The sequence below is a fragment of the Actinokineospora lacus genome, assembly GCF_053813445.1.
In genome coordinates this window covers 311,942-330,702 of sequence record NZ_JBQERA010000006.1, presented here as the reverse complement: position 1 = coordinate 330,702, position 18,761 = coordinate 311,942, and the positions used below count along the sequence as shown (strand labels likewise).

Here is an 18,761-nt window from a genome sequence, read left to right as displayed (position 1 = left end):
CGCGCCGCCGGACGGTGTTCCGGTGCCGCGGCCAGGGTGACCGACGGTAACGTTCGGGGCATGGCGTCCCCACATGACGGTGTGCACAAGATCAGCGATTCCTACGTCGACGACCTCGCGGCGCTGGACCCCATCCTGGCCACGTACGAGGGCATCCTCGGCCACGACGAGAAGCTGCCCGACCTCTCCCCGGACGGGGTGGCCGCGCGCGGCGAGCTGGCCAGGTCCGCGCTCGCGGCGATGGCCGCCGCCGAGCCCGCCGACAAGTCCGAGGCCGACGCCAAGGCCGTGTTCACCGAGCGGGTCGGCGTCACCGCCGAGCTGTACGCCGCGGGCGAGCTGACCGCCCCGCTGAACGTCATCTCCTCCGTGCCGCAGGACATCCGCCAGGCATTCGACCTGATGGCCGTCGACACCACTGAGGACTGGGCGGTCATCGCCAAGCGGCTGGCGGGCGTGCCCGGGGCCCTCGCGGGCTACCGGGCCTCGCTGACGGCCGCCGCCGACGCCGGGCAGGTCGCCGCGGTGCGCCAGATCGTCAAGACCGCCGAGCAGTGCCGCACCGTGGCCCAGGGATACTTCACCGGGTTCGTCGGGGGCGCGGACAAGGCCGCCACCGACGGCCTGCGCGCCGACCTCGCCGCCGCGTCCCGGGCGGCCGACACCGCTTTCAGTGAGCTGGCCGAGTTCCTGACCGGCGAGCTGGCCCCGCGCGCGCCGTCGGCCGACGCGGTGGGGGAGGAGCGCTACAAGCTGTGGTCGCGCAACTTCATCGGCGCCCGGCTCGACCTCCGCGAGGCATACGAGTGGGGCTGGGCCGAGTTCGCCAGGGTGGAGACCGAGATCAGGCAGGTCGCCGAGCGGATCGCGCCCGGGGCGGGCATCGCAGGCGCGGCCGCCGCGCTCGACGCCGACCCCCGCTACCAGGTGCACGGGCGCCAGGCGTTCCAGGACTGGATGCAGGGCCTGTCCGACCGCGCCATGGCCGACCTGCGCGGCGTGCACTTCGACATCCCGGACCCGATCATGGCGCTGGAGTGCCTGATCGCCCCGCCCGGCGGTGTCGTCGGCGCGTACTACACCGGGCCCACAGAGGACTTCAGCAGGCCGGGCCGCATGTGGTGGTCGGTGCCCGACGGCAAGTCCGAGTACTCGACCTGGCGTGAGGTCACCACCGTCTACCACGAGGGCGCGCCCGGCCACCACCTGCAGATCGCCACCTCGGTGTACCAGGGCAGCAGCCTCAACCGGTTCCAGCGCTCGATGGCCTGGGTGTCCGGCCACGGCGAGGGCTGGGCCCTCTACGCCGAGCGCCTGATGCGCGAGTTCGGCTACCTCGACGACGACGGCGACCTGCTCGGCATGCTCGACGCCCACCTGTTCCGCGCCGCCCGCGTCGTCATCGACCTCGGCGTGCACCTCAACCTGGAGATCCCGCGCGGCACCGGGTTCCACGAGGGTGAGCGGTGGACCCCGGAGCTGGCCCTGGAGTTCCTGCGCACCCGCACAATCACCGACCCGGACTGCATCGCCGACGAGGTCGACCGCTACCTGGGCTGGCCGGGCCAGGCGCCCTCGTACAAGCTCGGCGAGCGGCTGTGGCTGGCGGCGCGCGACGAGGTCAAGGCCCGCAAGGGATCGGCGTTCGACCTCAGGGAGTTCCACCAGCGCGCCCTGGAGATGGGCGGCATGGGCCTGGACACCCTCCGCGAACGCCTCGCCGCGTTCTGACCCCTGCCGCAGGCCCCTTGAGAAGTCGCGTCTCAGGGGGCCAGCGGCAGGACCCGGCCCAGGACGCCGAACGGGCGCGGGTCGCCCGCGAACCTGTAGTGGCGCAGCACATCGGTGAAGCCGAGCCTGCGGTAGAGCCGCCATGCCCGCGAGGGCCCTTCCGGCGTCGAGAGCAGCACGTGCGCGCTCGTGACGCCGTCGACCAGCCGCGTCACCAGCTCGGCCCCGCTGCCCTGACCCTGGCTCTCCGGGTGCACGTGGAGCTCGGTCAGCTCGAAGTAGTCGGCCATCCACAGGTCGGCCACCGCGGCGCCGCGCTGCTCGGTGACGCCGCGGCGCACCTGCTCGTGCCACCACTGCCCCGGCGCGCCGCGGTAGCCGTAGGCGATGCCCGCCATGCGGTCGTCGGCGTCGAAGGCGGCCATGCAGCGCCAGCCGTCGCGCATCATGTGCGCCAGCCACATCGGCGCGCGTTGTTCAGCGGTGCCCTGGGGATAGCGCATCGCGGTGACGTAGAGGTCCAAGGCCTCGCGCAGCCGGTCCCGCAGCTCGTCGACGGACAGCTCGGCGAACCGGTGCACGTGGGGGGACGGGGCGGCGGTCACGAAATGGGATCATCCTCCTGCGCGGTCACCGCCGCAGCGGTGCCCCCGGTGAGCGCGACGAGGTCGGCGCGGGTCGTGGGGAAGACCGATTCCGGGTGCCCGGCCGCCGTCCACACCACCGGGTGAACGGCCAGTGCGGTGTCGACGAGCGTCCGCACGGCCGGGTGGTCGAGTGTGGTCACCGCTCCATCACATCACCTTCTCCGCGCGGGCGGGCGGTAGGTCGCACCTCACGGGTTGAAACCGCTCGCTTCCTGCGGTTACGGTGGTACTATCGAACATAGGTTCGATACGGGCTCGGCGGTGGGGCGGGGGAAGCGCCTCGCCGCCGAGCCCCCGCCGGCTCCCCTCGGCGGGCTGTCACGCCATCCGCGGTCCAGTCGAGGAGAGGAGTCCCCCGATGACCAGCACCCTGGACTTCCCCGTCACCCCGGCCGTGCCGCCCACCGCCGTGGCCCTGCTCGCCCAAGCCGAGCGCGGCCTGACCGAGGCGGCCCGCCAGTCCCACCCCGCCTACCGCTTCGCCGACGCGTACCTCTGCGCGCTGCGGGCCGCCGCCGCGCTGCTCGCCGTGCGCGGACGCCCGCACCGCGGCCGGGCGAAGCCCACCAGCGTCTGGACGCTGCTGTCCGCGGTGGCCCCGGAGATGCGCGAGTGGGCGGCGTTCTTCGCCTCCTGCTCGGGCGACCGCGCCGCCGTGCAGGCCGGTCTGGTCGACCGGATCGGCCCGCGCGCGGCCGACGACCTGTCCCGCCAGGCCGGACTGTTCATCGCCCTGGTGCACCGCACCATCCACGGCTCGCGGCGGTGAGCCCGGCACTCAACCAGGACGACCTACTCGACGTGGTGGAACGGGAAGGCACCCGCGCGGCCTCGGCCGCCGAGGGCGCCGACCTCGACCGTCCCGTTCCCGGCTGCCCCGGCCTCACCGTCGGGGAGACCACCCGTCACCTCGGCAGCGTCTACCGCATGGTCGTGACCTGGATTCGCACCGGCGCGCGCCCCCTCACCTGGACCCGCGAACCGGGCGACGGCGAGTCCGTCGAGAACTACCTCCGCGACGGCCTGCGCGCCCTCCTGGGCGAACTGGCCTCGCACGACCCGGGGGAGCCGTGCGCCACCTGGCACCCCCACGACCAGACCTACGCCTTCTGGCGCAGGCGCATGGCCCACGAGTCCACGGTGCACCGGGTGGACGTCGAGAGCGCCCTCGGCCGTGACCTCACCCCCATCCGGGAGGAGGTGGCCCTCGACGGCATCGATGAGGTCCTGCGCCTGTGGTTCACCCACCGCCTGTCCACCCTGGGCGTGGCGGGCACCCGCCCCGCCACGGTCGCCGTCCGCGCCGCCCACCGCACCTGGCTGGCCACAATGGACACGACCCGCACCGCAGCCGCCGACGCCGCCGAAACCGCCCCCGCCACCGCGGTGATCACCGCCGACCCCACCGAGATGTACCTGTGGCTCTGGGGCCGCCGCGCGGTCTACAACCCCGCCATCACCCAGTCGGGCGACTTCGACGCCGTGGCCCAACTCTGGGCGTTACTCCGCCTGGCGACCAGATAACCGCGCGAGCGGCACCCGCCGGGGAGGGCACGTGTCCTCCCCACCGGCCGGTCCCGGTCCCCGGCGCGGGCGGACCGGGCCCGGCCCACCACCCCACTTGGTCTGGCCAGGTCCGGGGTGGGCGGGCTGAGCTTGGCGCAGCATCCTTGCTTGGCGCAGCATCCTTCCCGCCGGCCCGGCCTCTCGTGTCGGTCCGGCTCACCCCGGGCTTGCGGCGGCCGCCCTTAATCGGACGACGTCGCGCGCGTCGTTGGGTTAGCGTGCCGGGCATGCCGACTCGTTTGGTGAGCGTTGTCGTCGACGCGGCGGACCCGCGGGCGTTGGCCGGGTTCTGGGCCGGTCTGCTCGGGTGGTCGCTCGCGTATGTCGATGACGAGGAAGTCGACGTCGAGGCGCCCGCCGGGGATGGCTGCCCGCTGGAGCTGGTCTTCGTCCCCGTGGCCGAACCCAAGACGGCCAAGAACCGCGTCCACCTCGATCTCGCCACGCCCACCGACGCCGCCCAGGCCGCGACGGTCGCGCGGGCTGAGGAACTCGGCGCCCGCCGCCTCGACATCGGCCAGGGCGAGGTGCCGTGGGTGGTCATGGCCGACCCCGAGGGCAACGAGTTCTGCGTCCTGGAACCCCGCCCCGAGTACGCCGACACCGGCGCGCTCGCCGCGATCGTCGTGGACACCCCCGACCTCGCCACCGCCGACTTCTGGCGCGCGGCGGCAGGCTGGACGCTCGTCCGCCAGACCCCGGAGTTCGCCTCCCTGCGCCATCCCGACGCCCGCGGCCCGTGGCTGGAACTGCTGCCCACCAGCGACCCGAAGACGGTCAAGAACCGCGTGCACCTCGACGTCGCCCCGTACGAGGACGACTCCCTGAGCGCCGAGGTCGACCGCCTCCACGCCCTGGGCGCCACCCCGGCCGACGTCGGCCAAGGCGAAAGCTCCTGGGTCGTCCTGGCCGACCCGACCGGCGGCGAGTTCTGCGTCCTCAGCCCGCGCTCCTGAACCTCCTTCCGACGACCGGGCCACGGGCCGAGCGCGGGCCTCGGCCGTTTCCGTCAGGCGCGCAGGCGCAGGCCCTTCGGTGTGGCGCGGAAGCCCGCCTCTCGTAAGACCTCGGCCAGGGCCGAGGTGAGGGCGACCTCGCCGTCGGCGCGCTGGACCGACAGTTCGCCCAGCCACCCTTCGCGCACCGCCCGCGACAGGCCCGCCGCCGCCGCGCGCAGGGCGGCGTCGTCCTCGGTGAACGACAGCAGCGTCCGCCCGCCTCGCTCGACGTACAGCGCGGGTGTGCCGTCGACCAAGACGGCCAGCGCCCCGGCCTTGCGGCCCGGACGGTGCTTGCCCGTGCCGACCGCGTCGGGCCAGTCGAGCGCGGCGCCGTAGGGCTGGGCCGGGTCGGCTGCGGCGAGGACGACCGCCTCGGCATCGGCCGCCGGACCGTCCGAGCGCGACAGGGCGCGCAGCCGGTCGACCGCGCCCCGGCTGGCGAACTGGGCCGCGCCGAGACCCTCGACGACGTAGCCGCGGATGATCTGCCCCGACTCCTCCATCGCCCGCAGCACCTTGTAGACCCCGCTGAACCCGCCGGTGACCCGCTCGGTGTCCAGCGCGCCCCGGGTCAGGACGCCGTGGCGCTCCAGGAACGCCTCGGCCCGCGCGTGCGCCCGCCGGGTGGCCTCGGACTCCCGCCGCGGGGCCAGCGACCACCGCCCCGCCACCGTCGGCGGACCCGTGCGGCTCGGCAGCGACGGCCGGGTCGCCCGCATCCGGGCGTAGCGGCCCCGGGGCGTCGACCGGCGCGGCCGGTGCGCGGCCCCGCGGCCGGACACCACCGCCCGCAACGGCGCCAGCGTGTCGTTGGTGACCAGACCGCCCCACACCAGGTCCCACAGCGCGGCGATCACGTCCTCGTCGCCGGGCGCCGCCGCGCCGCCGTCGAGCAGCATCGCGCCCGCCCGCTCGGTCAACTGGCGGAAGAACAGCGCCCCACCGTCCAAAGCGGACAGCACGGCCGTGTGCAGCGGCGTGTCCGGGACCGTCTCCTCCACCTCCGGCAGCAGCAGGTCGGCCACGTCGGCGGGGGCCAGCGCGACCCAGCCGTCACCACCGGCCAGCGACCCGGTGCCGCACCAGGTCACCTCGCCCGCCGCGGTCAGCTCGTCCAGCAGCGCCGGGCTGTAGCCGGGCAGCCGGGAGGGCAGGATCAGCGACTCCAGCGCACTGGCGGGCAGCGGCGCGCCCGCCAGCTGCTCGACCACCGACAGCACGTCGTCGGCGCTGGGCAGGCCCCGCTGCTTGCGGCCGATCCCGTGCCAGCCCGGCAGGAACCGGCCCAGCGCGGCGGGCTCGACCGGCTCCACCTCCGCGCGCAGCCGGGCCAGCGACGCCCGCCGCAGCCGCCGCAGCACGTCGGCGTCGCAGAACTCGGTGTGCGTGCCGCCGGGCCGCAGCTCCCCGCGCACCAGCCGCCCCGCCCCGGCCAGCCGCTCCAGCACCCCGGTCACCACCGAGACCCCCAGCCCGAACCGCTGCGCCGCCTCGACGGCGGGGAACGGCCCATGCGTGCGGGCGTAGCGCGCCAGCAGGTCGCCCAGCGGGTCGGCCACCGGCTCGGTGAACACCTCCGGCACCCCCACCGGCAGTGCCGTGCCCAGCGCGTCGCGCACGCGCCCGGCGTCCTCGATGGTGATGAACCGCTCCTCGCCGCCGATGCGCACCCGCAGCGCCCGCCGGTCCCGCTCCAGCTCGGCCAGCCACTCCGGCCGGACGCCGCGCGCGCCCGCCTCGGCCTCGGTGAGGTCGCCGAGGAAGCGCAGCAGGTCGGCGGCGTCCTCGGCGTGGCGGGCGTGCCTGGCCGGGTCGAGCCGCTGCAGCGACCGCTCGACCTCGGCCATGATCTCCGGGTCCAGCAGCTCGCGGATCGCCTCGGACCCCAGGAGTTCGGCCAGCAGCGCGCTGTCCAGCGACAGCGCGGCGGCCCGGCGCTCGGCCAGCGGGACGTCGGTGCCGTAGAGGAACATCCCGATGTAGCCGAACAGCAGGCTGCGGGCGAACGGCGAGGCCGACTGCGTCTGCACCTCCACCACCCGCACCCGCCGCGCCCGCACGTCGGCCATCAGCTCGCGCAGGCCCGCCAGGTCGTACACGTCCTGCAGGCACTCGCGCATCGCCTCCAGCACGACCGGGAACTGCTCGTACTTCGCCGCCACCGACAGCAGCTGCGCCGAGCGCTGCCGCTGCTGCCACAGCGGGGTCCGCCTGCGCGGATCACGCCGGGGCAGCAGCAGCGACCGCGAGGCGCACTCCCGGAACCGGGAGGCGAACAGCGCCGAGCCGCCCACCTCGGCCACGACGATCTGCTCGATCTCCTCCGGGTCCAGCACCACGTCCTCGGCGCCCGCCACCAGCTCGCGGCCGCTGTCGTCGACGGTGTCGGGCAGCCGGATCACGATGCCGTCGTCGGAGTGCGCGATCTGCGCCTCCACACCGCGCGACTCCCGCAGCCGGGCCCCGATCGCCAGCGCCCACGGCGCGTTGACCTGCGCGCCGAAGGGCGAGTGCACCACCAGCCGCCAGTCGCCCAGCTCGTCGCGGAACCGCTCGACCAGCAGCGTCCTGTCGTCCGGGATGTGCCGCGTCGCCTCCCGCTGCTCATCCAGGTACGCCAGCAGGTTGTCGGTCGCCCAGCCGTCCAGCCCGGCGGCGGCGGCCCGCTCCCGCGCCGCGGCGGGCTCGGCCGCGGCCAGCTCGCGCAGGAACGCCCCGTGCGCGCGGCCCAGCTCCAGCGGCCTGCCCGGCGAGTCGCCCTTCCAGAACGGCATCCGGGCAGGTTCACCCGGAGCGGGCGTGACGATCACCCGGTCGTGGGTGATGTCCTGGACCCGCCAGGCCGAGGTGCCCAGGAGGAACGTGTCGCCCACCCGCGACTCGTAGACCATCTCCTCGTCCAGCTCGCCGACCCGCGACCCGGCGCCCCGCTCGTCGCCCGGGGTCATCACGGTGAACAGCCCGCGGTCGGGGATCGTGCCGCCGGAGGTCACCGCCAGCCGCTGCGCGCCCGGCCGCCCGCGCAGCTCCCCGTTGACCCGGTCCCAGGTGATGCGCGGCCGCAGCTCGCCGAACTCCTCGCTGGGGTAGCGCCCGGCGAGCATGTCCAGCACCGCGTACAGCGCCGAGTCCGGCAGCGCCGCGTACGGCGCGGCCCGCCGCACGAGCGCCGCCAGCGCCTCCACCGACCACGTCTGCACCGAGACCATGGCCACGATGTGCTGGGCCAGCACGTCCAGCGGGTTGCGCGGATACCGCACCGCCTCGATCGCGCCCGCGGCCATCCGCTCGGCGACCACCGCGCAGGAGACCAGGTCGCCGCGGAACTTCGGGTACATCACCCCGCGCGAGACCGCGCCGACCTGGTGCCCGGCCCGGCCCACCCGCTGCAGCCCGGCCGCGACCGTCGGCGGCGCCTCCACCTGCACCACCAGGTCGACCGCGCCCATGTCGATGCCCAGCTCCAGCGACGAGGTGGCCACCACGCACGGCAGCCTGCCCGCCTTCAGGTCCTCCTCCACCATCGTCCGCTGCTCGCGCGACATCGACCCGTGGTGCGCCCGCGCCACCACCGGCACCGTGGTGCGCGCCAGCCCGGACTGCCCGATCGCCTCCGCCGGGAACCGGTCGAGGTCGGGGACCTGCTCCTCGGCCAGCTCGTTGAGCCGCGCGGTCATCCGCTCGGCCAGCCGCCGCGAGTTGGCGAACACGATCGTGGAGCGGTGGGCGCGGACCAGCTCGAGCACCCGCTGCTCGACCATCGGCCAGATCGACGGCCGCGGCGGCGGCCGGATGCCGTCCTCCTCGGTCGGCTCCGGCTGCTCGTCCAGGCGCGCCATGTCCTGCACCGGCACCTCGACCCGCACCTCGATCGTCTTGCCGGTGCCCGGCCGGACCACGGTGACCGGGCGCCCCCCGCACAGGAACGCGCCGACCTCCTCCACCGGCCGCACGGTCGCCGAGAGCCCGATGCGCTGCGCGGGGCTCTCCAGCAGCGCGTCGAGCCGCTCCAGCGACAGCGCCAGGTGCGCGCCGCGCTTGCCGCCCGCGACCGCGTGCACCTCGTCCACGATCACCGTCCGCACCCCGCGCAGCGACTCCCTGGCCGCCGAGGTGAGGATGAGGAACAGCGACTCCGGGGTCGTGACCAGCACGTCGGGCGGGGTCCGCGCGAACGACCGGCGCTCGTCGGCGGGGGTGTCCCCGGTGCGCATGCCCACGGTGATGTCCGGCTCGGGCAGCCCGAGCCGGACCGCGGCCTGCCGGATGCCCGCCAGCGGCGCCCGCAGGTTCCGCTGCACGTCGACCGCCAGCGCCTTCAGCGGTGACACGTAGAGCACCCGGCACCGGTGCTTGGCCTCCGCGGGCGGCCCCTCGGCGGCCAGCCGGTCCAGCGCCCACAGGAACGCCGCGAGCGTCTTGCCCGAGCCGGTCGGCGCGACGACCAACGCGTGCTCTCCCGCTGCCGCGGCCTGCCACGCCCCCGCCTGGGCGGCGGTGGGCGCGGCGAAGGCCCCGGCGAACCACTGCCTGGTGGCCGGGCTGAACACGTCGAGCTCGTCGATGGGCACACCGACATCTTCACCCAGCCCACCGACGGCCGTCAGAAGTTGTCCACAGGCCGCGGACCTGTCCCCAGTCCGAAAAGTCGGGCTTGACCGACGCCCCGCCCGGCTCCACGCGCGCGCCCGCCTGCGCGAGAGTGGAGGTGGCGTGACCTGCCATGATCACCGCAGCCCGCCAGATGCCCGGACCGCGACCACGAACCCGGCCGGGCATGGCAGCATCACACCCGACATCCCGGGGGGTGGCCGCGCGGCGGCCAGGGGTTGGTGGACCGAGGGGAGAGCAGTGAACGTCCTGTCCGTGGATCTCGGCACGTCGAACACGGTGGCCGTGTTGTCCGCGCACGGCCGCCCGCCGCGGGTGGTGGACGTCGACGGGTCGTCGATGATGCCCTCGGCGGTGTTCGCCGCCGAGGACGGCGGGCTGGTCGTCGGCCGCGACGCCGAGCGGCGCGCGCGGCTGGACCCCTCCCGGTTCGAGCCCAACCCCAAGCGCCGGGTGGACGAGGGGACGCTGCTGCTCGGCGACGCCATCGTGCCCGTCACCGACGCCCTGGCGGGCGTGCTGCGCCGGGTCGCGGACGAGACCTCCCGCCAGCTCGCGGGCAAGAAGCCCGACGAGGTCCGGCTGACCCACCCCGCGCAGTGGGGCCCGGTCCGCCGCAACGTGCTGCTGTCCGCGGCCCGCCAGGCGGGCCTGGGCTCCACCCTCGTGCTCGTCCCCGAGCCGGTCGCCGCCGCCGCGCACTTCGCCTCCTTCCCCGGCCAGAAGCTGGCCCCCGGACAGGCCCTGGCCGTCTACGACCTGGGCGCGGGCACCTTCGACGTCGCCGTCGTCGGGACCACCCAGAAGGGGTTCGTCGTCCTCGCCGAGGCCGGGCTGCCCGACCTCGGCGGCCTCGACGTCGACCAGGCGCTGCTGGAGCACGTCGGCAGGCAGGTCTCCCACCGCGACCCGGCCAGCTGGCAGCGGCTGCTGCGCCCGGAGTCCACCGGCGACCGCCGCGCCCAGCGCGCCCTGCGCGAGGACGTCAAGGCCGCCAAGGAAGCGCTGTCGAGGCACCCGCAGACCGAGGTGCCGCTGCCGGAGCCGTTCGAGGACGTCCTGGTCACCCGGGTCGAGCTGGAGGCGCTGATCCGCCCCGGCCTGCTGCGCAGCGTCGAGCTGCTGGCGGGCACCATCCGCTCCACCGGCATGAGCGCCGACCGGCTCGCGGGCATCTACCTCGTCGGCGGCTCCAGTCGCATCCCGCTCATCGCCACCCTGATCGCCGAGCAGCTGCGGGTGGTGCCGACCAGCCTCGACCAGCCCGAGACCGCCGTCGCCCTCGGCGCGCACCACGTGCCGCAGGAAGGCGTCACGATGCGCACCGGCGACATGAGCAGCACCATCGAGACCGTCCAGCGCACCCAGGCGCTCGTCCCGCCGCGCACCGGCGGGTTCGCCGCCCAGCCGCAGACCGGCGCCACCCCGGCCCAGCCGTACCCGCAGCGGGTGCCGCCGCCTCGGCCCGCCGCGGGTCCGCCCTCGGCCCCGGTGCCCGTCCAGGGCCCGCCATCGCAGCCCACCCCGCTGCCGCACTACCCGCCCGCCCAGCGCCTGCCGCAGAAGTCCAGCAACAAGATGTGGTACCTGGCCACCGCCGTGGTCGCGGTCGTGGTGATCAGCGTCGTCAGCATCATCATCGCCACCTCCGGCGGCGGCGGGTCGGGGGACCTGGCCGCCGACTGCGACGACCAGAGCACCAACTCCGCGGGCTTCACCCCCTGCATGCTGGAGGTCGCGGGCCCGGTCGCCACCGACTTCGACTGCTCGGAGGGCATCCAGGTGACCAACGGTCGGGCCATCCCGACCCCCGGCGCGAAAACCGCCACCTGCAAGCTCGACGGCGACTACCTCGCCCTGTACTACCACTTCGGCTCGCCCGACCTGGTCGACCAGAACATCGACGCCGTGTTCGCGGGCCTGAACAAGACCAAGGCCGACGCCGAGACCGGGTCCTGGAACGGGGGGGAGCTCTCCGGCCAGTACTACGAGGTCGAGATCGTGCGGGGCGCGGGCATCCTGCTGTTCAGCGTGGACGGCACGCCCATCCTGGGCTCGGTCATGCTGCTGACCCCCGTCGACGGCAGCGCCAACCTCGCCGACTACTTCACCAAGAACGTCAAGCCCGGCAGCACGGGCTGACCACGTCGGCGGGCAGGTCCCTCAGCGGATAGGTCTCTCAGCAGGCAGGTCTCAGCGGGAAACCCAGCCGGGGGAACGGGTCACTTGCGGCGGTTGCGCAGGTGCAGCAGGCCCATCACGACAGCGGCAAGCAGCCCGGCGACAATGGCGATGTTGAGGATCATTTCCTCGGTGGCGGAGGGACCCTCGATCAGGAGCAGCACGCGCCGAGTCTAGGCGTCCGTAGACTCGCCACCGATGCGCATCACCGCTTTCCGCTCGCGGCTGGCCCAGGAGTTCGGCGCCCTGCTGGCCGACACCATCGCCCGCGACCACGTCTTCGCCGCCCTCGGCGGCCGCACCGTCGACCAGGCCATCGACGCCGGGCTGCCGACCAAGGACATCTGGCAGGCCGTCTGCGAAGTGTTCGAGGTTCCCGCCGACCGCCGCTGAACGGCGTGTCGTATACGCGATCGAACACCTGTTCGCTACGATCCATCCACAGCGAGCCCGGTTGTCCACAGGTACGGCGAGGTCTACGGAGAATCGTCGGTCCCTGCCCGTAGCGTCAACGGAGTGAGCACAAAGCAGTCTCGAAACCGAGGTGGAACGACGATGCCAGCAGCTCCCGATCGGGACAAGGCCCTCGAACTGGCCTTGGCCCAGATCGACAAGAACTTCGGCAAGGGCTCGGTGATGCGCCTGGGCGAGGAGACCCGGGCGCCGATCCAGGTCATCCCGACCGGCTCCATCGCCCTCGACGTCGCGCTGGGCATCGGCGGCCTGCCGCGCGGCCGGGTCGTGGAGATCTACGGCCCGGAGTCATCCGGTAAGACCACGGTGGCCCTGCACGCGGTGGCCAACGCCCAGCGCGCGGGCGGCATCGCCGCCTTCATCGACGCCGAGCACGCGCTGGACCCCGACTACGCGAAGAACCTGGGCGTGGACACCGACGCCCTGCTCGTCTCCCAGCCCGACACCGGTGAGCAGGCGCTGGAGATCGCCGACATGCTGATCCGCTCCGGCGCGCTGGACATCCTGGTCATCGACTCCGTCGCCGCCCTGGTGCCGCGCGCGGAGATCGAGGGCGAGATGGGCGACAGCCACGTCGGCCTGCAGGCCCGGCTGATGAGCCAGGCCCTGCGCAAGCTCACCGGCGCGCTGAGCAACTCCGGCACCACCGCGGTCTTCATCAACCAGCTCCGCGAGAAGGTCGGCGTCATGTTCGGCTCGCCGGAGACGACGACCGGCGGCAAGGCGCTGAAGTTCTACGCCTCGATCCGCCTGGACGTGCGCCGCATCGAGACCCTGAAGGACGGCGGCGAGCCGGTCGGCAACCGCACCCGGGTCAAGGTCGTGAAGAACAAGGTCGCCCCGCCGTTCAAGCAGGCCGAGTTCGACATCCTCTACGGCAAGGGCATCAGCCGCGAGGGCTCGCTCATCGACATGGGCGTCGAGCAGGCCATCCTGCGCAAGTCCGGCGCCTGGTACACCTACGAGGGCGACCAGTTGGGCCAGGGCAAGGAGAACGCCCGCAAGTTCCTGCTGGAGAACCCGGACGTGGCCGACGAGATCGAGAAGCGCATCAAGGAGAAGATGGGCATCGGACCCAAGCTCGACGCCGAGGAGACCGCCCCGGCGCCGGTCGACTTCTGATGTCGGGGCGGTCGGAGTGGCCCGATGACTGGGTGGTCACTCCGGCCCAGCCCCCGGAAGCGCTGGTGGGCTGGGACGACGCGGTCGCCTCCCCGGAGCGCTCCGGGGAGGACAGCTCCGGGGCCGGAGAACCGGCAGGGGACGAAGAACGTTCGGGGGACGAAGAACGTTCGGGGCAAGAAGAACGGTTACGGCGTGCGGGCCCGCGGGCGGGCGATGAGCGACCAGGCTGGCCTGCCGCTGTGCGGGTCGAGTCGGCGGCGGATGCCCAGGCGTGGATCGAGTCGATCCGGGCCCAGGGCGGCCGTTCGGCTCTGTCCGCCGCCGAGCGCGAGCCCGCCGAGACGCCAGGGCCAGGGAAGGCCGCGGGCGGCCCGGGAAAGGCTCGTGCGGAGGCCGACAAGCCCGCGCGCGCGTCGAGGCAGCCGCGCGCGGTCGAGGACGCCCCACGTGGGCCTGAGCAGGCTGTCGCGGCCGAGAAGCCCGCGCGCGCGTCCAGGCGGTCGCGTGCGGTCGAGGACGTTGCCCAGGGGGCCGAGCAGGCGGTCGCGGCCGACAAGGCCCCTCGCGGCTTGGGTAAGGCACGCGCCGGGGGTGCGCAGAGCGGGCCAGGAGAGGCGCTGGCGGCCGAGGAGGCTCCGCCTGAGCTGGATGAGGGGCGTTCGGCCAGGAAGGGCGCACGTGGCTTAGGACAGTCCCGGGCGGCCAAGAAGCCCGCGCGTGGGCTGGGGCAGTCGCGGGCGAGTGCCCCGCCGGAGTCGGACGAGGCGGGCGCCGAGGAGAAGGCCACCCCGTCCCGCCGCGGGCGGTCGTCGTTCGGCGGTGGCGGGTGGTCCCGGCGGGCGGGGGCCCCAAAGGCGGAGGCCCAAAAGGACGAGGACCCGGCGGTCAAGGCCAAAGAAATCTGCTACCGCCTGCTGGCCATGCGCGCCCACACCCGGCTCGAACTGGCGCAGGCGTTGCGGCGGCGGGAGATCCCCGACGAGGTCGCCGAGGCCGTGCTCGGCAAGTTCGACGACGCGGGCCTGATCGACGACGCCGCCTTCGCGCAGATGTGGGTGCGCTCCCGCCACGAGAACCAGGGTCTGGGCAGGCGCGCGCTGTCCATGGAGCTCAAGCGCCGCGGGGTCGACGGCGACGTGGTGGCCGATGTGGTCGCCTCGGTGGACGACGAGGCCGAGGAGGAGCGGGCCGCCGCCTTGGTGCGCAAGCGGATGCGGGCGATGTCCGGAGTGGACGAGCAGGCCAAGATCCGCAGGCTCGTCGGCATGTTGGCGCGCAAGGGCTACGGGCAGGGCATGGCGTATCGCGTGGTGCGCGCCGAGCTGGGCGCCGAGGGTCTCGGCGAGCCCGACTAACGATCATGGCGCTGGGACGTTTCCGCAGCTCAGCGGCTGTTTGTGAGTGAGATCACAGGCTGCAACTTCGTCTCGACGGTGGTTCGGCGACGCTGCGGCGGGCACCCTGTGGTACTTGTCACACCTGGCATCGGCACGGCAGAGTCGGCGGCGAGCGGTTGCCGGGTCCAGGGAAACCCTGGGTGCGGCGCCGCGATCGAACCGGCCTACGGAGGTGCGGACATGTCGAGCACGGAGTACAGCGAGCTGCAGCGGGCGATCGGTCAGCTGCGGCAATGTGTTGGCGCCCTGCGCGCGCGGTACGGAGACGTCCCCGCGGTGCGCAGGCTGGCCAACGACGTCGACCGGCTCGACATCGACGCGGGTGAGCTCACCCAGCCCGCCACCGCGCCGGTTCCCCGACAGGGCGCGGCGGACCAGATCGTCGTCGTGCCGGACACGCCCTACGACCCCGCGCTGTGGCAGGGCGCGGACGACGAGGGTGTCGGGGGCTACCAGCGCTAGCCCTTTCCCCACCACTCAACGACGAGGACGCGCATGAAGTCAGGCGTTGGCGCCCCCACCAGGGCCCGCATCGCAGAACGCACCCTGCGGACCGACCGGTGGTGGCTCCCGCCACTGCTGACCAACCTGGGCCTGCTGACCTTCGTCGTGTACGCCACCATCCGCTCGTTCATGGGCAAGTGGTACTGGGTGGAGGAATACGGCTACCTCACGCCGTTCTACTCGCCGTGCCTGAGCGACTCGTGCCTGCCGGGGTCCAGCCACTTCGGCACTCCGCTCCCGGAGCTGCCGGGCTGGATCCCGCTGGGCTTCCTGGCCCTGCCGTTCCTGTTGGGCTTCCGCCTGACCTGCTACTACTACCGCAAGGCCTACTACCGCTCGGTCTGGCAGTCGCCGACCGCCTGCGCGGTGGCCGAGCCGCACGAGCGCTACACCGGTGAGACGCGGTTCCCGCTGATCATCCAGAACGCGCACCGCTACTTCTTCTACGTGGCCGCGCTCATCTCGGTCGTCAACACCTATGACGCGATCCTGGCGCTGACCAACGGCCTCGGGGTCGGCGGGATCATCCTGGTGGTCAACGTCGTGCTGCTGTGGGCGTACACGCTGTCCTGCCACTCGTGCAGGCACATCGCGGGCGGGCGGCTCAAGAACTTCTCCAAGCACCCGGTGCGGTACCGGTTGTGGACGGCGATCTCCAAGCTCAACGTCCGCCACATGCAGTTGGCGTGGACAACGCTGGGCACGCTGGTCCTGACCGACCTGTACGTGATGCTCGTCGCCAGCGGCGCCATCAGCGACCTGCGCATCTTCTGACGCCCCCACCACAAAGAGAAGGCAACAAAGCATGACCGAGGTTGAACGGCACCCCTACGACGTCGTGGTGATCGGTGCCGGCGGTGCGGGACTTCGCGCGGTGATCGAGGCCAGGGAGCGGGGTCTGCGCGTCGCGGTGGTGTGCAAGTCGCTGTTCGGCAAGGCGCACACGGTGATGGCCGAGGGCGGCTGCGCGGCGTCGATGGGCAACGCCAACGCCAACGACAACTGGCAGGTCCACTTCCGCGACACCATGCGCGGCGGCAAGTTCCTCAACAACTGGCGCATGGCCGAACTGCACGCGCAGGAGGCCCCGGACCGCGTGTGGGAGCTGGAGACCTACGGCGCCCTGTTCGACCGCACCGCGGACGGCCGCATCAGCCAGCGCAACTTCGGCGGTCACACCTACCCGCGCCTGGCGCACGTCGGCGACCGCACGGGCCTGGAACTGATCCGCACGATGCAGCAGAAGATCGTGTCGCTGCAACAGGAGGACCACGCCGAGTTCGGCGACTACGAGGCCCGCATCAAGGTCTTCGCCGAGTGCACCGTCACCGAGCTGATCAAGGACGGCGACCGGATCGCGGGCGCGTTCGGCTACTGGCGCGAGTCCGGCCGGTTCGTGCTGTTCGAGGCACCCGCGGTGGTGCTGGCCACCGGCGGCATCGGCAAGAGCTTCAAGGTGACGTCGAACTCCTGGGAGTACACCGGCGACGGGCACGCGCTGGCCATGCGCGCGGGCGCGACGCTGATCAACATGGAGTTCGTCCAGTTCCACCCGACCGGCATGGTCTGGCCGCCCAGCGTGAAGGGCATCCTGGTCACCGAGGGCGTGCGCGGCGACGGCGGGGTGCTGAAGAACTCCGACGGCGAGCGCTTCATGTTCGAGTACGTCCCGGATGTCTTCAAAGGACAGTACGCCGAGGGGCCCGAGGAGGCCGACCGCTGGTACACCGACCAGGAGTCCAACCGGCGCACGCCTGACCTGCTGCCCCGCGACGAGGTGGCCAGGGCGATCAACTCCGAGGTCAAGGCGGGCCGGGGGTCACCGCACGGCGGGGTGTTCCTCGACATCGCCAGCCGCCTGCCCGCCGAGGAGATCCGGCGCAGGCTGCCCTCGATGTACCACCAGTTCAAGGAACTGGCCGACGTCGACATCACCGCCGAGCCGATGGAGGTCGGGCCGACCTGCCACTACGTCATGGGTGGCATCGAGGTCGACCCGGACACCGCCGCGGCGAGCGTGCCCGGCCTGTTCGCCGCGGGGGAGTGCTCCGGCGGGATGCACGGCTCCAACCGCCTGGGTGGCAACTCCCTGTCGGACCTGCTGGTGTTCGGCCGCCGCGCGGGCCTGGGCGCCGCTGACTACGTGCAGGGCCTCAGCGACCGCCCCGCCTGTGATCAGTCCGATGTGGACGAGGCGGCGCGGACCGCGCTGGCCCCGTTCGACCCGGTCGACAACGCCGAGAACCCCTACACGCTGCAGAACGAGCTCCAGCAGTCGATGAACGACCTGGTCGGCATCATCCGCAAGGCCGAGGAGGTCGAGCAGGCGCTGGGGAAGCTGGCCTCGCTGCGCGAGCGCGTCGGCAAGGTCACCGTCGAGGGGCACCGCCAGTTCAACCCGGGCTGGCACCTGGCCATCGACCTGCGCAACATGCTGCTGGTCAGCGAGTGCGTCGCCCGCGCCGCCCTCATGCGCACCGAGAGCCGCGGCGGCCACACCCGCGACGACTACCCGCAGATGGACTCCGCGTGGCGCAACACGCTGCTGGTCTGCTCGACCTCCGGTGACGGCCCGGTGCCCGACGTCGAGGTCGTCAGGAAGGAGCAGGACCCGATGCGGGAGGACCTGCTGACCCTGTTCGAGCTGCCGGAGCTGGAGAAGTACTACACCGACGCCGAACTGGCGGCGCACCCCGGAAGGACGTCCTGACGTGGCCTACACCGCGAAGTTCAAGGTTTGGCGCGGCGACGCGGACGCCGGGGCCCTGCACGACTACGACATCGAGGTCAACGAGGGCGAGGTGGTCCTCGACATCATCCACCGCCTGCAGGCCACCGAGACCCCGGACCTGGCCGTGCGCTGGAACTGCAAGGCGGGCAAGTGCGGCTCGTGCTCCGCGGAGATCAACGGCCGCCCGCGCCTGCTGTGCATGACCCGCATGTCGACCTTCACCGAGGACGAGGTCGTCACCGTCACCCCCATGCGGACCTTCCCCGTCATCCGCGACCTGGTGTGCGACGTGTCCTTCAACTACACCAAGGCGCGGGAGATCCCGTCGTTCGCCCCGCCGAAGGACCTGCAGCCGGGCGAGTACCGGATGAAGCAGGTCGACGTGGAGCGCTCGCAGGAGTTCCGCAAGTGCATCGAGTGCTTCCTGTGCCAGAACACCTGTCACGTGGTGCGCGACCACGAGGAGAACAAGGAGTCCTTCTCCGGGCCCCGCTACCTCATGCGCATCGCCGAACTGGAGATGCACCCCCTCGACAGCGCCGACCGCGTCCGCGACGCCCAGGACGCGCACGGCCTGGGCATGTGCAACATCACCAAGTGCTGCACCGAGGTCTGCCCGGAGCACATCAAGATCACCGACAACGCCCTCATCCCCATGAAGGAGCGGGTCGCCGACCGCAAGTACGACCCGATCGTCTGGCTGGGCAACAAGCTGTTCAAGCGCTCTGAGTCGAAGTAGCCCCCACGCGAAAGGCCCCGGTCCGCACCAGGACCGGGGCCTTTCGCGTGGGGT

Annotated in this window: 15 protein-coding genes and 1 pseudogene; 12 read left to right on the top strand and 4 right to left on the bottom strand. The window is 72.8% G+C overall.

Going from position 1 to position 18,761, the window contains the following annotated elements; translation table 11 throughout:
* Positions 1-60 precede the first annotated feature (60 nt).
* Positions 61-1,731: a DUF885 domain-containing protein gene (locus tag ACTG9Q_RS17390; protein WP_455573833.1), complete on the top strand. Its 1,671-nt coding sequence runs from the start codon at positions 61-63 to the stop codon at positions 1,729-1,731.
* 32 nt (positions 1,732-1,763) lie between these two features.
* On the opposite strand, the gene ACTG9Q_RS17385 is transcribed toward ACTG9Q_RS17390, so the two are convergent.
* Both ACTG9Q_RS17385 and ACTG9Q_RS17380 read right to left on the bottom strand, forming a co-directional pair.
* Positions 1,764-2,336 (bottom strand): GNAT family N-acetyltransferase, encoded by a 573-nt coding sequence (locus tag ACTG9Q_RS17385; protein WP_455573832.1) that lies wholly within the window; start codon positions 2,334-2,336, stop codon positions 1,764-1,766.
* A pseudogene (locus tag ACTG9Q_RS17380) lies at positions 2,333-2,524 on the bottom strand (YbaK/EbsC family protein); the annotation flags it as partial. The gene ACTG9Q_RS17385 and the pseudogene ACTG9Q_RS17380, both read right to left, overlap by 4 nt.
* 212 nt (positions 2,525-2,736) lie before the next feature.
* Here ACTG9Q_RS17380 and ACTG9Q_RS17375 point away from each other — a divergent pair.
* The 3 genes from ACTG9Q_RS17375 to ACTG9Q_RS17365 all read left to right on the top strand — a co-directional run bounded on the left by ACTG9Q_RS17375 (position 2,737) and on the right by ACTG9Q_RS17365 (position 4,900).
* The gene (locus tag ACTG9Q_RS17375; RefSeq protein WP_455573831.1) at positions 2,737-3,147 is read left to right on the top strand and encodes an SAV_6107 family HEPN domain-containing protein; all 411 of its coding nucleotides are present in this window, start codon (positions 2,737-2,739) and stop codon (positions 3,145-3,147) included.
* Entirely contained in the window at positions 3,144-3,902 is a 759-nt protein-coding gene (locus ACTG9Q_RS17370; protein WP_455573830.1) for a maleylpyruvate isomerase N-terminal domain-containing protein, read from the top strand. Before ACTG9Q_RS17375 ends, ACTG9Q_RS17370 begins: the two co-directional genes overlap by 4 nt.
* A gap of 269 nt (positions 3,903-4,171) precedes the next feature.
* Positions 4,172-4,900, top strand: coding sequence for a VOC family protein (locus ACTG9Q_RS17365; RefSeq protein WP_455573829.1), 729 nt, complete (start codon positions 4,172-4,174; stop codon positions 4,898-4,900).
* 53 nt (positions 4,901-4,953) lie between these two features.
* On the opposite strand, the gene ACTG9Q_RS17360 is transcribed toward ACTG9Q_RS17365, so the two are convergent.
* A complete protein-coding gene (locus ACTG9Q_RS17360) occupies positions 4,954-9,510 on the bottom strand; it encodes an ATP-dependent helicase (RefSeq protein ID WP_455574043.1) in 4,557 nt (1,518 codons plus the stop codon).
* Between the two features lie 286 nt (positions 9,511-9,796).
* Between ACTG9Q_RS17360 and ACTG9Q_RS17355 the strand changes: the two genes are divergently transcribed.
* Positions 9,797-11,698 carry an Hsp70 family protein gene (locus ACTG9Q_RS17355; RefSeq protein ID WP_455573828.1) on the top strand — a complete coding sequence of 634 codons (1,902 nt, stop codon included), beginning with the start codon at positions 9,797-9,799 and terminating at the stop codon, positions 11,696-11,698.
* Between the two features lie 80 nt (positions 11,699-11,778).
* On the opposite strand, the gene ACTG9Q_RS17350 is transcribed toward ACTG9Q_RS17355, so the two are convergent.
* Positions 11,779-11,901 (bottom strand): hypothetical protein, encoded by a 123-nt coding sequence (locus ACTG9Q_RS17350; RefSeq protein ID WP_455573827.1) that lies wholly within the window; start codon positions 11,899-11,901, stop codon positions 11,779-11,781.
* A gap of 34 nt (positions 11,902-11,935) precedes the next feature.
* On the opposite strand from ACTG9Q_RS17350, the gene ACTG9Q_RS17345 reads away from it, so the two are divergent.
* The 7 genes from ACTG9Q_RS17345 to ACTG9Q_RS17315 all read left to right on the top strand — a co-directional run bounded on the left by ACTG9Q_RS17345 (position 11,936) and on the right by ACTG9Q_RS17315 (position 18,707).
* Positions 11,936-12,130 carry a DUF3046 domain-containing protein gene (locus ACTG9Q_RS17345; protein WP_455573826.1) on the top strand — a complete coding sequence of 65 codons (195 nt, stop codon included), beginning with the start codon at positions 11,936-11,938 and terminating at the stop codon, positions 12,128-12,130.
* Positions 12,131-12,292: 162 nt separating this feature from the next.
* Positions 12,293-13,333, top strand: a complete 1,041-nt coding sequence (recA, locus tag ACTG9Q_RS17340; protein ID WP_455573825.1) for a recombinase RecA — start codon at positions 12,293-12,295, stop codon at positions 13,331-13,333.
* Between the two features lie 902 nt (positions 13,334-14,235).
* Positions 14,236-14,691, top strand: a complete 456-nt coding sequence (locus tag ACTG9Q_RS17335; protein WP_455574042.1) for a regulatory protein RecX — start codon at positions 14,236-14,238, stop codon at positions 14,689-14,691.
* A 222-nt stretch (positions 14,692-14,913) separates the two neighbouring features.
* Entirely contained in the window at positions 14,914-15,195 is a 282-nt protein-coding gene (locus tag ACTG9Q_RS17330) for a hypothetical protein (protein WP_455573824.1), read from the top strand.
* A 33-nt stretch (positions 15,196-15,228) separates the two neighbouring features.
* Positions 15,229-16,011, top strand: a complete 783-nt coding sequence (locus ACTG9Q_RS17325) for a hypothetical protein (protein WP_455573823.1) — start codon at positions 15,229-15,231, stop codon at positions 16,009-16,011.
* 31 nt (positions 16,012-16,042) lie between these two features.
* Entirely contained in the window at positions 16,043-17,947 is a 1,905-nt protein-coding gene (locus ACTG9Q_RS17320; protein ID WP_455573822.1) for a fumarate reductase/succinate dehydrogenase flavoprotein subunit, read from the top strand.
* 1 nt (position 17,948) lies between these two features.
* On the top strand, positions 17,949-18,707 hold the full coding sequence (locus tag ACTG9Q_RS17315; RefSeq protein WP_455573821.1) for a succinate dehydrogenase/fumarate reductase iron-sulfur subunit: 759 nt from the start codon (positions 17,949-17,951) through the stop codon (positions 18,705-18,707).
* Positions 18,708-18,761 lie beyond the last annotated feature (54 nt).

What these genes read in the sequence shown, in the direction of transcription:
- ACTG9Q_RS17390 (WP_455573833.1), top strand. Translation starts at nt 61, where the DNA reads ATGGCGTCCCCACATGACGGTGTGCACAAGATCAGCGATTCCTACGTC.
- ACTG9Q_RS17375 (WP_455573831.1), top strand. Translation starts at nt 2,737, where the DNA reads ATGACCAGCACCCTGGACTTCCCCGTCACCCCGGCCGTGCCGCCCACC.
- ACTG9Q_RS17365 (WP_455573829.1), top strand. Translation starts at nt 4,172, where the DNA reads ATGCCGACTCGTTTGGTGAGCGTTGTCGTCGACGCGGCGGACCCGCGG.
- ACTG9Q_RS17345 (WP_455573826.1), top strand. Translation starts at nt 11,936, where the DNA reads ATGCGCATCACCGCTTTCCGCTCGCGGCTGGCCCAGGAGTTCGGCGCC.
- recA (WP_455573825.1), top strand. Translation starts at nt 12,293, where the DNA reads ATGCCAGCAGCTCCCGATCGGGACAAGGCCCTCGAACTGGCCTTGGCC.
- ACTG9Q_RS17330 (WP_455573824.1), top strand. Translation starts at nt 14,914, where the DNA reads ATGTCGAGCACGGAGTACAGCGAGCTGCAGCGGGCGATCGGTCAGCTG.
- ACTG9Q_RS17325 (WP_455573823.1), top strand. Translation starts at nt 15,229, where the DNA reads ATGAAGTCAGGCGTTGGCGCCCCCACCAGGGCCCGCATCGCAGAACGC.
- ACTG9Q_RS17320 (WP_455573822.1), top strand. Translation starts at nt 16,043, where the DNA reads ATGACCGAGGTTGAACGGCACCCCTACGACGTCGTGGTGATCGGTGCC.